Here is a 13,022-nt window from a genome sequence, read left to right as displayed (position 1 = left end):
TCGGTACTCTTGGTGGACAACATCATCGAGTGGGAGGCAGCCATGGCGGTCCGGTCCGGGAACGAAAACCACGCCTCGACCCGCAAGTCGGCCGTGGAGGCGGAGCTGCAGGCCGCGGCACAGCGCCTGCGGACCAGACTCCTGCCCGTCGTCGAGCAGCACAACCTGTATCTCGAGGATGTGGACATCAAGATCGCCGGCTCCCACCGCACCGTGCACGTCGTCGTCGATCTGCCCGAGGACGCCTCGGGAAGCGTCGGACTTGATGTGATCTCCGCGATCTCGACGGATCTGTCCGAGGCGATGGACAGCGATCCCGACGACGACGACCGTCCCTACAGCCTCGAGATCTCCTCTCCCGGCGTCTCGCGCCCCCTCACCGAACCGCGGCACTGGCGCCGCAACATCGGGCGCATGGTTGAGGTGAAGCCGGTGACGGGGGACGTCGTCGTCGGTCGCCTGCAGGAAGTCACAGCGACCGGCATCCGGCTCATTCCACAGCTGCCGGTCAAGAAAGGCATGAAGCCCAAGCAGGGCGACCCGCTCGCCCTCGAATTTTCCAAGATCCGCAAGGGGACCGTCCAGGTCGAATTCGCGCATCTTGAGGATGAACACACCGAAGACATCGATGGGGCCGATCCGGACAACTCCGGCGCCGTGCACCACGCGTAAGGAGACCCACATGGACATTGATATGAGCGCGCTCAGGCTCCTCGAGCGCGAACGCGAGATCCCGTTGGACAAGCTGATCCCCACGATCGAGCAGGCACTGCTCGTCGCCTACCACCGATCGCCCGGAGCGCACGAAACCGCCCGTGCCGAGCTTGACCGCCGCAACGGCCACGTCACCATCTGGGCCACGGAGAAGGACGACGACGGCGGGACGGTCGGCGAGTTCGATGACACCCCCGGCGGTTTCGGGCGGATCGCCGCTAGCACGGCCCGGCAGATCATCCTGCAGCGGCTGCGCGACGCCGAGGACGAGAACATCCTCGGGGAGTTCCGCGGCAAGGAGGGTGAACTCGTCGCCGGCATGATCCAGCAGGGCAACAATCCGCACATGATCCAGGTCCACCTCGGGTCCGTGGAAGCCGTCCTACCGCCGCCCGAGCAGGTGCCCGGGGAGAAGTACGTGCACGGCACCCGGCTGCGAGCCTTCGTCGTCGACGTGCACCGCGGCATGAAGGGACCCTCCATCACTCTTTCCCGTTCGCACCCGGGCCTGGTGCGGAAGCTCTTCGAGCTGGAGGTGCCGGAGATCGCCGACAAGACCGTCGAGATCGTCGCCCTCGCGCGTGAAGCGGGCCACCGCACCAAGATCGCGGTGAAGGCCAATGTCCCGGGTGTCAACGCCAAGGGAGCCTGCATCGGTGAGATGGGGAGCCGGGTCCGCGCCGTCATGAACGAGCTCAACGACGAGAAGATCGACATCGTCGACTACAACGACGACGCCGCGGCCTTCATCGCCAGCTCGCTCTCGCCCTCGCGCGTCACCTCCGTGACGATCACGGACGAGGCCACCAGGTCCGCACGCGTCGTCGTGCCGGACTACCAGCTCTCGCTGGCCATCGGCAAGGAGGGCCAGAACGCGCGCCTCGCCGCGAAGCTGACCGGGTGGCGGATCGACATCGTGTCCGACGCCGCCAAACCCGCCCAGTCCGCCCCGGCTGCCCCGGCTGCCAAGGACTGACCGGCTCCGGTCAGCCGGTCGAGCCGGAAGGGGTAGAATGGAAGGGACTGCTGTCGAGCCGCGCCCGGAAGACTCTGCTTACCGAGAAGAGTCCGGACGCCACCCGGCGGAACGCCATCCGATACGCACCTGCGTAGGATGCCGCCGGCGGGACCGCCAGTCACACGTGATGCGGGTTGTTGCACGACCGATCGACGGACAGATTGTCGCCGTCATCGATGAGCGGCGCCGGCTATCCGGACGGGGTGCATGGCTGCACCCCGACCCGGCATGCATGGAAACGGCCATCAAGCGAAGAGCCTTCAGCAGGGCTTTACGCGGGTCGGTGGACACTGCGCAGTTGGCAGCGGACTTCCAGGCACACCTGGAGCGTCGAGATAAGCGCTCCGATTCACCACCGTCCTCCCCGAAAGCGGGTCAGAACCCTCATGGAAACCCGATGAGAACCCAGCGATGAGTGCGCAACGATGACCAATCCGTTGCGCTCAGCATTCGATCTGCCAGCCGCCCTAGCGACTGGGATCAGAAGTAGGAAATAGACGGTTCGTGCCTGACTCGGTGCGGACCGAGACAGGAGAAATGTGGCCAAGGTCCGCGTACACGAGCTCGCAAAAGAGCTCGGTATAACCTCGAAAGACGCAGTTGCGAAACTGCAGGAACTGGGCGAATTCGTTCGTTCAGCCTCATCCACCATCGAAGCCCCCGTCGTGAAGAAACTTCGCGGCGCATTCCCCGGTGCCGGCGCTACCAAGCCCGCCGCCGATCCCGCACCATCCCGCCCCTCGGCGCCGTCGCCGTCGGGTCCGAAGCCAGGTGTTGCCCAGGCAGCTCCCGAGGCACCCGCTCCCGAGGCACCCGCCCCGGCCGCACCTGCAGCGGCCTCCACTCCCGCACCGGCAGCGCCCGCCACTCCCGTGGCTCCGGCGGCACCGGCTGCACCGCAGGTATCACCGTTCTCCAACGGCTCTGCGCCTGTGGAAAACCCAGCCCCGGCTGCCCCGAGCGCCTCAGCGCCGGCACAGCAGGGCACGCAGGACGGGGCAGCGCGTCCAGCGCCCCGCCCTGCAACTCCGCCCGCAGCTCCGTCAGCAGGTACGACGCGCCCCTCGGGTGCTCGTCCCGGTGGCGCTCCCCGGCCAGGTAACAACCCTTTCGCACCGTCGCAGGGGATGGGTTCCCGTCGCGGGGACTCGGACCGTGGTGCCGATCGCACCTCGGACCGTCCGCCGCGTCCGGGCAACAATCCGTTCGCACCATCGCAGGGCATGCCCCGGCCCGGGCGTCGTGACGATGCCCAGCAGCGTCCCGCCGCCGCAGGTCCGGGTGGACCCCGCCCGGCAGCAGGTGCCGGGGGACCCCGTCCGGCGGCCGGCGCCGGCGGGCCCCGTCCGGGTGCACCTCGTCCCGGTGCTCCCCGTCCCGGTGGAGCTCCTGGATCACGGCCCACTCCGGGCATGATGCCCAACCGCACCGAGAGTCCCGCTGCCCCTGGCCGCGGAGCACCCGGCGCAGGAGCAGGCGCAGGCGCAGGCGCGCGCCGCGGACCCGGTGGAGCCCCGAACAGCCCCAGCGGAGCTCCCGCAGGCGGCGGCTTCGGAAAGGGCACCCGCGGACGTGGCGGCACGGCCGGCGCTTTCGGCAAGGGTGGAGCCGGGCGCGGCAAGCAGCGCAAGTCGAAGCGTGCAAAGCGTCAGGAACTCGAGCAGATGTCGGCTCCTTCGCTGGGCGGCGTGAGCGTACCCCGCGGAGACGGCAACACCATCGTCACCATGCGCCGAGGCTCGTCCATCACGGACTTCGCCGACAAGATCGAGGCGAACCCGGCAGCACTCGTAACGGTGCTCTTCCACCTCGGCGAGATGGCCACGGCCACCCAGTCGCTGGACGAGGACACGTTCGAGGTGCTGGGCACCGAGCTGGGCTACAAAATCCAAGTGGTATCGCCCGAGGACGAGGAGCGCGAGCTCCTCAGCAGCTTCGACATCGACTTCGATGCCGAGCTGGAAGCCGAGGGTGACGACGACCTCGAGGCCCGTCCGCCGGTCGTCACGGTCATGGGCCACGTCGACCACGGTAAGACGCGTCTGCTCGACGCCGTCCGCAACACCAAGGTCGTCGAGGGCGAGCACGGTGGCATCACCCAGCACATCGGTGCCTACCAGATCCAGCACGTGCACGAGGACACCACGCGCGCCATCACCTTCATCGACACTCCCGGTCACGAGGCGTTCACCGCGATGCGTGCCCGTGGTGCGAAGGTCACGGACATCGCGGTGCTCGTCGTAGCAGCCGACGACGGCGTCATGCCGCAGACCGTCGAGGCGCTCAACCACGCCCAGGCGGCCAATGTGCCGATCGTCGTCGCAGTCAACAAGATGGACAAGGAAGGCGCGAACCCGGACAAGGTCAAGGGCCAGCTGACCGAGTACGGCCTGGTACCCGAGGAATACGGTGGCGACACCATGTTCGTCCACGTATCCGCGCTTCAGGGCATGGGTATCGACGAGCTGCTCGAGGCCGTCCTGCTGACCGCAGACGCTGCCCTCGACATGCGGGCCAACCCGAACAAGGACGCCCGCGGTATCGCGATCGAGGCAAACCTCGACCGTGGTCGCGGCGCTGTCGCAACGGTCCTGGTCCAGTCGGGAACGCTGAAGGTGGGCGACACGATCGTGGCCGGTACGGCCCATGGGCGCGTCCGTGCCATGTTCGACGAGAACGGCGATGTCATCACCGAGGCGGGACCATCGCGTCCGGTACAGGTGCTGGGTCTGTCCAATGTCCCACGGGCCGGCGACACGTTCTTCGTGACGGACGACGAGCGCACCGGACGGCAGATCGCTGGGAAGCGTGAAGCAGCAGACCGCAACGCCGCCCTGGCGAAGCGCCGCAAGCGCATCAGCCTCGAGGACTTCGACCAGGCCGTCGCCGACGGCAAGGTCGACACCCTCAACCTCATCCTCAAGGGTGACGTGTCGGGTGCCGTCGAGGCGCTGGAGGACTCGCTGCTCAAGATCGATGTCGGGGAAGGCGTGCAGCTGCGCGTCATCCACCGCGGTGTCGGTGCCATCACGCAGAACGACGTCAACCTGGCGACGGTCGACAATGCCATCATCATCGGGTTCAACGTGAAGCCGGCCGAACGTGTGGCCGACCTCGCGGAGCGCGAGGGCGTGGACATGCGCTTCTACTCGGTCATCTATGGAGCCATCGATGACATCGAGCTCGCACTCAAGGGCATGCTCAAGCCCGAGTACGAGGAAGTGCAGCTCGGTACCGCAGAGGTCCGCGAGGTGTTCCGTTCCTCGAAGTTCGGCAACATCGCCGGTTCGATCGTTCGTTCGGGCGTCATCCGACGCAACACGAGGGCCCGCGTCCTGCGCGACGGCAAGGTCATCGGGGACAACCTCTCCGTGGACTCGCTCAAGCGCTTCAAGGACGACGCCACCGAGGTCCGCACGGACTTCGAGTGTGGCATCGGCCTGGGCTCGTTCAACGATGTCAAGGAAGGCGACACCATCGAAACCTTCGAGATGCGGGAGAAGCCTCGCGTCTGATCTCGGGTCAGCACAGGCGCCCCGGTTCTCCGGGGCGCCTGTGCCCGTCGCACCGCCGGAATCCGCAGGTCGTATTCCCCCATCACACCCGTTTCAGTAGGAGTATCAGCAATGGCAGATCCGGCCCGCGCCGCGCGGCTCGCACAGCGCATCAAAGTCATCGTCGCCGAGGCGCTGCGGCGTCGTGTGAAGGACCCCCGGCTGGAAGCCGTGACCATCACGGATTCCCGCGTCACCAACGACCTCCAGCATGCGACGCTCTACTACACGGTGCTCGGCGATCCCGAGGAGCAGCAGGCCACGCGGATGGCGCTCGAATCCGCCCGTGGAGTGCTGCGCTCGGAGGTCGGCAAGAACATCACCGCACGTCTGACCCCGACGTTGGAGTTCGTCCCCGACGAGGTGCCGGTCAACGCCAGCCACCTCGAGGAGTTGCTGCAGAAGGCACGCGAGCGCGACGCCGAAGTGGCGGCCATCGCACAGGGCGCAGACTTCGCAGGGGATGCGGACCCGTACCGCACCTCTGACGACGACGAAGCAGCACGCTAGCCTCCACCGTCCCCGCGACGGTCAAGCACAGCGCGTCACGAAAGGCAGCCGACATCCGTCGGCTGCCTTTCGCGTACCTGCACCAGGTGCCCCGAGCCGATCCCCGCCGTCATTCACGCAGCCGCATGATCCGCCGTGGGGGGGCCGGTATCAGTCATGCGATGGCGGGGCCGGCAGCCGGGAGAGACCCTCGACGAGTTCTTCCGTCCGGCCGCAGAGAGCTATCCGGACCCACCCCTCGCCCATCAACCCGAACGCCGTTCCGGGAGCAAGCGCGACACCCCGTTCTGCAAGGAATGTCCTGGTCCAGGTGCGGACGTCACCACCGGTCGTATGGGACAAATTCGCCCAGAGGTAGAAGGCGCCGCGGGCGTCGAGGTAGTCGATGCCGAGCCCGTCGAGCACTGCGGTCGCTGCATCCCGGTTCGACCGGTAGTGGTCCAGAGCGGTGGAGACATAATCCTGCGGGCCGGTCAGGGCAGCGAGGCCGGCGTACTGCGACGTGGCCGATACGCAGGACACCGTCGCCTCCATGACATTGTTCAGCACGGTCTCCATGCCGGGAGGGGTCACGAGAGCGCCGATGCGAAGACCCGTGAGGCCGTAGGTTTTCGAGAGGGTCAGGGACGTGATGACACGGGCCTCGACGGCTTCAGGTACGGCTTCGGGCCCACCGGCGTCGAACCGGGCGGGGCTCACATGCGGCACGTCATAGGTGAAGGCCTCGTAGCATTCGTCCGAGATGATCCAGAGATCGTTCTGGTGGGCGAAGCGGACCAGTTCACGCGTGAGGTCGTGGTCGAACACGGACCCGAGGGGGTTCGACGGAGAGTTGAGCATGAGCACTCGCGTCCGCGGAGTGACGAGTTGCTGGAGATCGTCGACTCGCGGCTGGAAGCCGTGGTGCGGCACGAGGGGGTACGGCACGGACACGCCACCCAGCAGGCCGACGGTCATGGTGAACGTGGGATACCCGGGGTCCGGGATCAACACCTCGTCACCGGCGGAGATGAGTGTGCTGAGCGCCAGATGGAGTCCCTGTTGCGCTCCAGCCACGACGAAGACCCGCGAGGGGTCGTCATCGACGCCCGAGAGGTGCGCAAACCTGGCGGCGAAGGCCGCCCGCACGGGCCCGATGCCCGCGTTGGGCGTGTAGTTCGTGTCATCGCGGTCCAGGGCAGAGATACCCGCTTCGAGCACATGGCGCGCGACGGGGAAGGCGGGTTCGCCGATGCTGAGGACGATCGAATCGGGAGTGGCCCAGGCGGCCTGGGTGATCTCACGGATCTGGTTGACCGGGACGGACACCACACGGGCTGGAGCAGAGGGCATACGCAGGATGCTATCGCGACCGGAGGCGCGCCGTGGCAGGGCTCAGGGGAAGGCCGCGCCCGTGCCTGGTGACGGGCGCGACGCGAGGGAGGCCCCGCCCCGCCCATATACTGGGGGCGTGAATGCCGGGCAGGTCCACTCAGGGCTGATCATCGTGGACAAGCCTCAGGGCTGGACGAGCCACGACGTCGTCGCCCGCATGCGGAAGTTGGCCGGAACCCGGAAGGTCGGGCACGCCGGCACCCTCGACCCGATGGCCACCGGCGTCCTCGTCGTCGGTATCAATCGAGCAACACGGCTCCTCACCTTCATCGTCGGCACGTCGAAGACCTACACCGCAACCATCCGGCTGGGACAGTCCACCATCACGGACGACGCCGAGGGAGAGATCACCGGCGGCAGCATCGCCGCAGCCGTGACCGAGGTCGACATCCGGACGGCGATAGCGGCCCTGACGGGCGAGATCCAGCAGGTACCGAGCAGCGTCAGCGCCATCAAGGTGAAGGGCGAGAGGTCCTACGCCAGGGTGCGCTCCGGTGAGGACGTCGACCTTCCGGCGCGTCCCGTCACCATCCACCGCTTCGAGATCCACGCGATCCGCCGCGTGAGCAACGGCCGCCTACAGGACATCGACGTCACGGTCGAGTGCAGCTCGGGGACCTACATTCGAGCCCTCGGACGCGATCTAGGGTCCGCCCTCGGCGTCGGCGGGCACCTGACCGCCCTGCGGCGGACACAGGTAGGTCCGTACTCGATCGACCAGGCCCGCACGCTGGAGCAGCTGGCGGAGCATCTCGACGTCCTGTCGCTGGACGACGCCGGACGGGCGCTCTTTCCCGTGAGGGAGCTGTCCGATGCCGAAGCCGCCGATGTGTCGCACGGGCGCAGGATCGACCCCAGCGACCAGCCGGACGCGCACGTGGCTGCCTTCTCGCCGGATGGAACCCTTGTTGCGCTGCTCGAGAACAGGGGTGGGTCCGCGCGGACAGCCCTGGTGTTCGCACCCGGTGGGAAGGAGTGACCATGGACCCCTTCTTCCTCATCGGGGTAGTGGTCTCCGCCGTCTCGGCGGCACTCTGCATCGGAGCAGCAGTCCTGCGCCAACCCCCGAACGACATCACCATCCTCTCGACAGCGGCAGTGGAGCTCTTCCTGCTGGCCTATGCGGTGGGTGCGGTGATCCGACAGTCGACCGGCGATCCCGTCCTCGGCGAAGGCTGGGAGTTCTGGGGCTATCTCCTGACGGCACTCCTGGTACCCGTGGGTGCGTTCTGGTGGGCGATCCTCGAGAGGACACGCTGGAGTAATTTCGTCCTGGCAGCGGCGGGCCTGACAGTTTTCGTCATGCTCTACCGAATGGAACAGATCTGGGACGGAGTGGCCGGCCTGTGACCGGTATACCAGACGGCGACGAGTCAGCGACCCGCAGGTATCCAGGGGCATCAGCTTCCGATACCGACGGAGTTGCCCCGAGCCGTGCCACGGGCCCCGGCCGGCTGCTGATCGCCGTCTACGGCGTTTTCGCGCTGGCCGCGTCCGCCCGGGCGGGGTTCCAGATCGCCACGAAGTTCAGCGAGGCTCCGGTGGCGTACCTGCTCTCCGCGGTGGCGGCGATCGTCTACATCGTGGCTACGGTGTCGCTTGCGCGGCCGGGAACGCGTGCCTACCGCATATCTGTTGTCGCGGTGACCACCGAACTGGTGGGCGTCATCGCGGTCGGGCTCCTCAGCATCTTCGACGCGCAGGCATTTCCCAGTGAGACCGTCTGGTCCGCCTTCGGGCGCGGGTACGGATTCGTGCCCCTCATCCTGCCCGTCCTCGGGCTGATCTGGCTGCGGCGGAACAGGCCTGGTCGCTCGAGGATCTGACGTCGTCGGGTCAGGGGGAGCGCAGGCGGCAGCGAGCGGTGCGGCCACCCGCGGTAGCTGCTACCCACGATCACCCCAACCCGGGGAAATCGCCAACAGCGGCGGCCTGCCCCGTGAGATCATGACGCTAAAGCACCATTCGGCCTTCAGGAGCGACATGACCAGCAACAATCCCGAGCACGACAACTCCTCCGCGGCGAGCGGACGGCCGGCGTCGTCCGATCCCCGCGGCTTCGACGAGGCGGGTGTCCGTTCCTCCGGAGCTCCTTCACGGGAGCCCGGCCGGACGGGCAACCCACCGGCCACGTCGACGGCGTCCTCCCTGCCGCGCACCGGCCAGTCATCATCGGGCAACGTGTCGGCTGGTGCCGGGTCCGGCGCTCCGTCCACTGAGGGAACCAGGGATAAGGCGAAGGGCAAAGCCGGTGACAAGGTCAAGAAAGCCGGAAAGGCAAGCTCGGGTGGCGACTGGAACGTGTTCCGTACCGTCGTCGTGCTGGTGGGACTGGTCATTGCCGGCTTCGGTGCCTACTACCTGATCCTCGGCACCGCGGGTCTGCCTGATACCGAGGCCAGCCCGGTCAATCCGACACTGGAGAACCAGTTCCGGTTCTTCTCGGCCATGATGGTCGGCGTCGGAGCGGCGTTCATCACCATCGCCATCAAATTCGAGTGGGCGAACATGCTGTGGCTGGTCTGCCTGATGGTGTTCATCGGGGGAATCGGGCGGGTGCTGTCCTGGGCCTTCTCGGGGACTCCGAACTACGTCATGATCGTCCTGATGGTTGTTGAGCTCGCCTTCCCACCGGCCCTGCTCGTGTGGCACAAGTACATCGCCAAGACGAGTGCGATGCGCAAGGAGTTCGCCCAGCGCGACTAGCCGGTGTTCCGCCGCCGAGTCAGCAGCCGGAGGCCCATCCCGATTCCCACGATCATCAGCCCAGCCCCGGCCGCCGCAGTGGCTCTGATTCCCGTCGCGGCGAGGTGCGGCTGAGCGATTACCGCGGCGGGAGGTGGGGACGGTTCAGCCGGCGTTGCTGCTGACGGCACGGGTGCTGCTGGGGGCTCTGCAGCTTTGGGCGGCAGCGGCTGCGCGTCGACGCAGACCGTCTCGGCGGGTATGCCGAAGGATGACGTGAACGGCATTTCCTCGTCGGAGCCCTCGAACGAGGCGACGACGGTGTAGCAGCCGGGCTGCTGCAGGGGAGCGAAGTTGCCCGAGATGGTGACGCCGTTCGTCGCCGGCACCGTGATGATCGAGTGGACGGTGGCTTCCGCAGGTACCTCCGGTGATTCGACCGGTGGCTCCGAGAGCGGGCCGAACATCGTCAGCCGCACCAGACTGCCGTCGTCGGGCGGGCTGAAGCCGTCCCCTGTCACCGTGTCCTGCAGAACTGCTCCGGGGAGCGCCGAAGAGTGCGAGAGCCTGGTCGACAGCGAGGGTTCCCACGGGACCAGCGTCGTCTCGGCAGCCAGTCCGAACCTTCCGGACCATGGAGCGATGAGTGATGCCGCCGTCGCTGGACGGGCAGTCTTCGGATCGATGCTCTCGGTCCACACGTAGTAGCCAGCCGTGCCCACGACGAGCGACGGCGTCTCATACCGGCCGGGCCCCGATACCGCGGTCGTGACGGTACCGAGGGACGGAGTTCCGTCCGGTACGCCAGCCCCCTCGGAGGGAGCGGACTGCAGCGGACCCCAAAGGGTCGATACGACGTCCAGTGCGACAGGCGTATCGCTCGAGGGATCCACCAGCCACGGTTCGGGGCCGGCAGCAGACACCTCGAGCACATCGAGAACAGGAGTACCCGGCGAGGTGCGTGCGGTGGACGTCGCCGTGATGACCGCGGGCGTGAACCCCATGGATGCGGGAAGGTCCACCGACGCGGCGACCTCCGCTGTGAGAGGGGCCACGACGAGCCGCTGCACGTCGGCTTCGCGCGGTGCGAGCCAGGCTGCATTGGCAGCGGGCACGGCAGGTGCGGTGATCGTGACGCGCGCCGTCCCGAACCCGGTCCGCCGAAGTTCGAGCACCTGCTGCTCGGTGTTGCTCGTCCATTCGGCCGTCGTCGTGCCGTCCGCGAAGGTCGCGCCGTCCACGACCGCCCGGAGCTTGTGCCCGGCACGTGTGGTTCCATCGGCCGCGAGCACGGCGGTACGCACCTCACCATGGGACTCCTCGGGCACGAAGGCAGCCGAGATGCTGTAGGGCCCCGCCCCGGTCCGAGCCTCGTCCACCATGGATCTGGCGCGGAGCGCAAGATCAGGAGTCAGGCCCTGTTCGAGGATGAATCCCGTCATGGCGGGAGTGTCCCAGCCCATCCCGACCGCGGTCAGCGACCATACGGCGAGTTGGACCGCCGCTGCCTCGTCGTCATCCGCAGTCGCTCCCCACCGGCCGAGCACGAAAGCAAGGATCGCGTTGTCCTCGGTGGACAGGGCGGACCCGTCACTCCGGACGAACGGCCCGGTGTTTCCGTCGCCGTAGCCCGACGCCCGGTCCGGTGAGAAGCGCTCGAAGTCGGTGCAGTACGCGATCAGGCCCTCGGCATTCCGGTGCTGCCCCACGAAGTACCCGGTGCCGACGACGCCCGCACCGGTATGCCAGCCACCGGATACGGGGCCGGCGGCCGCGGGAGCCATCCCTGCCAGGCCCAGGAGGAGGGCGAGCAGAAGGGTGACGGTAGTGACCCGCCCCGGACTTCGCCGGGAGGGAGGGGCAGGAAGTGGCGCGGGATCGGGTGGATCGAGGTGTCGCATACTCATGGGCTGCTACCGTTCGGGTCTTCGGGAAGGGGACTCCTCCGATGATGTCCGCGGTCGGACCAGCCCGACGGATGGAGGTGCCCTATGTGGACAAACATCTGCCCGAGGACGACGAGCCCCTGCTGTGGAGCAGGACCGGCAATGCCGAGCCGGTGGCGTGGGCGTCGGCGCGTTCGGCCATAATGGGAGCGGCAATCAACCCGCTGGGTGACACCCGGGACCCCGGGAACGGGCCGGATCGCGAAGGAGATGCGTGTTCTACTGGAGAGACCTGGACAGTGTGCCCGAGGATTTCGGGCCCTCCGTCCTGACGCTAGGCAACTTCGACGGAGTGCATCGGGGCCACCTGCGGGTGCTGCAGCAGGTCGTGGAAGCGGCGCGGCAGCGTTCCGCCGCCGCGGTCGTCGTCTCCTTCGATCCGCACCCGGCGCAGGTCCACCGGCCGGACTCCGCACCCGAGCTGATCATGGGTCTCGATGATCGCGTCGAGACACTCGCCGGCACCGGTATAGACGCTCTGCTGATGATGCACTACACCCTGGAGCTTGCCTCGAACACACCCGAGGAGTTCGTGGAGCGGGTCTTCGTCCGCGCACTGAAGGCCCGAGCCGTCGTCATCGGTCACGACGTGCGCTTCGGCAGGGGCAACAGCGGGGATATCGAGACCATGCGCGAGCTCGGCCGGAAGCTCGGCTTCGAGGTCATCGCGATCGACGACTTCGGTACGAGCTATCCCATGGCCGCGACGGACGCGGACGGCGATCGGCGGTGCTCGTCGACCTGGGTGCGGGAAGCCCTGGAGGCCGGTGACGTCGGCACAGCCGCCCGAATACTCGGCCGCCACCACCGCATGCGCGGGGACGTGGTCCACGGGGCAGCGCGCGGTCGTGAGCTCGGCTACCCGACCGCGAACCTCGCCGCATCATCGCAGGGCTTCATCCCCGCGGACGGGATCTATGCCGGCTGGCTCATCGACGAGGCCGGGACGAGGTGGCCGGCGGCGATCTCCGTAGGATCGAATCCGACCTTCGACGGCGTCGACCGCCAGGTGGAGGCGCACGTCATCAATCGTCCCCCGGAGCGGGTGCAGGACTTCGACCTCTACGGGCAGGCCGTCGTCGTCGAGTTCGTGGAACGGTTGCGTGGCCAGGTGACGTACACGGGCCCGGAGGCACTCATCGAGCAGATGAAGCTCGACGTCGACCGCGCACGCGGCCTGCTTTCGACAGAACAACAGGCCAGACGCTAAACTCGAGGGAG

Annotated in this window: 12 protein-coding genes; 10 read left to right on the top strand and 2 right to left on the bottom strand. The window is 67.5% G+C overall.

Annotated features, from left to right (window positions below):
* Positions 1–42: 42 nt before the first annotated feature.
* The 5 genes from rimP (at position 43) to rbfA (ending at position 5,796) form a co-directional block, all read left to right on the top strand.
* Positions 43–672: a ribosome maturation factor RimP gene (gene rimP, locus RCH21_RS14790; protein ID WP_442784723.1), complete on the top strand. Its 630-nt coding sequence runs from the start codon at positions 43–45 to the stop codon at positions 670–672.
* Between the two features lie 10 nt (positions 673–682).
* Positions 683–1,690 (top strand): transcription termination factor NusA, encoded by a 1,008-nt coding sequence (gene nusA / locus RCH21_RS14785; protein ID WP_326965024.1) that lies wholly within the window; start codon positions 683–685, stop codon positions 1,688–1,690.
* 37 nt (positions 1,691–1,727) lie between these two features.
* On the top strand, positions 1,728–2,147 hold the full coding sequence (locus RCH21_RS14780) for a YlxR family protein (protein ID WP_326965023.1): 420 nt from the start codon (positions 1,728–1,730) through the stop codon (positions 2,145–2,147).
* 124 nt (positions 2,148–2,271) lie between these two features.
* The gene (gene infB / locus RCH21_RS14775) at positions 2,272–5,247 is read left to right on the top strand and encodes a translation initiation factor IF-2 (protein WP_326965022.1); all 2,976 of its coding nucleotides are present in this window, start codon (positions 2,272–2,274) and stop codon (positions 5,245–5,247) included.
* Between the two features lie 111 nt (positions 5,248–5,358).
* Entirely contained in the window at positions 5,359–5,796 is a 438-nt protein-coding gene (gene rbfA, locus RCH21_RS14770) for a 30S ribosome-binding factor RbfA (RefSeq protein WP_120148126.1), read from the top strand.
* A gap of 150 nt (positions 5,797–5,946) precedes the next feature.
* Here the strand turns inward: rbfA and RCH21_RS14765 are convergent, their stop codons facing one another.
* Complete coding sequence (locus RCH21_RS14765) at positions 5,947–7,128, bottom strand: pyridoxal phosphate-dependent aminotransferase (protein WP_326965021.1); 1,182 nt, start codon at positions 7,126–7,128, stop codon at positions 5,947–5,949.
* Positions 7,129–7,246: 118 nt separating this feature from the next.
* Here RCH21_RS14765 and truB point away from each other — a divergent pair, with 118 nt between their 5' ends.
* The 4 genes from truB (at position 7,247) to RCH21_RS14745 (ending at position 9,876) form a co-directional block, all read left to right on the top strand.
* Entirely contained in the window at positions 7,247–8,149 is a 903-nt protein-coding gene (gene truB, locus RCH21_RS14760; RefSeq protein WP_326965020.1) for a tRNA pseudouridine(55) synthase TruB, read from the top strand.
* A gap of 2 nt (positions 8,150–8,151) precedes the next feature.
* Positions 8,152–8,520 carry a hypothetical protein gene (locus RCH21_RS14755; protein ID WP_120148123.1) on the top strand — a complete coding sequence of 123 codons (369 nt, stop codon included), beginning with the start codon at positions 8,152–8,154 and terminating at the stop codon, positions 8,518–8,520.
* 104 nt (positions 8,521–8,624) lie between these two features.
* Complete coding sequence (locus RCH21_RS14750) at positions 8,625–8,996, top strand: hypothetical protein (protein WP_326965072.1); 372 nt, start codon at positions 8,625–8,627, stop codon at positions 8,994–8,996.
* Between the two features lie 157 nt (positions 8,997–9,153).
* Positions 9,154–9,876 carry a DUF4345 domain-containing protein gene (locus RCH21_RS14745; protein ID WP_326965019.1) on the top strand — a complete coding sequence of 241 codons (723 nt, stop codon included), beginning with the start codon at positions 9,154–9,156 and terminating at the stop codon, positions 9,874–9,876.
* On the opposite strand, the gene RCH21_RS14740 is transcribed toward RCH21_RS14745, so the two are convergent.
* Complete coding sequence (locus RCH21_RS14740; RefSeq protein ID WP_326965018.1) at positions 9,873–11,762, bottom strand: hypothetical protein; 1,890 nt, start codon at positions 11,760–11,762, stop codon at positions 9,873–9,875. The two genes, RCH21_RS14745 and RCH21_RS14740, sit on opposite strands and share 4 nt — an antisense overlap.
* 253 nt (positions 11,763–12,015) lie before the next feature.
* Between RCH21_RS14740 and RCH21_RS14735 the strand changes: the two genes are divergently transcribed.
* Positions 12,016–13,011 carry a bifunctional riboflavin kinase/FAD synthetase gene (locus RCH21_RS14735; RefSeq protein WP_120148120.1) on the top strand — a complete coding sequence of 332 codons (996 nt, stop codon included), beginning with the start codon at positions 12,016–12,018 and terminating at the stop codon, positions 13,009–13,011.
* The last annotated feature ends 11 nt before the right edge of the window (positions 13,012–13,022 follow it).

Origin of the sequence: Arthrobacter sp. PL16 (genome assembly GCF_035985055.1) — a bacterium.
Lineage (GTDB): Bacteria > Actinomycetota > Actinomycetes > Actinomycetales > Micrococcaceae > Arthrobacter_D > Arthrobacter_D cheniae.
This window is presented reverse-complemented; position numbering and strand designations above follow the sequence as displayed.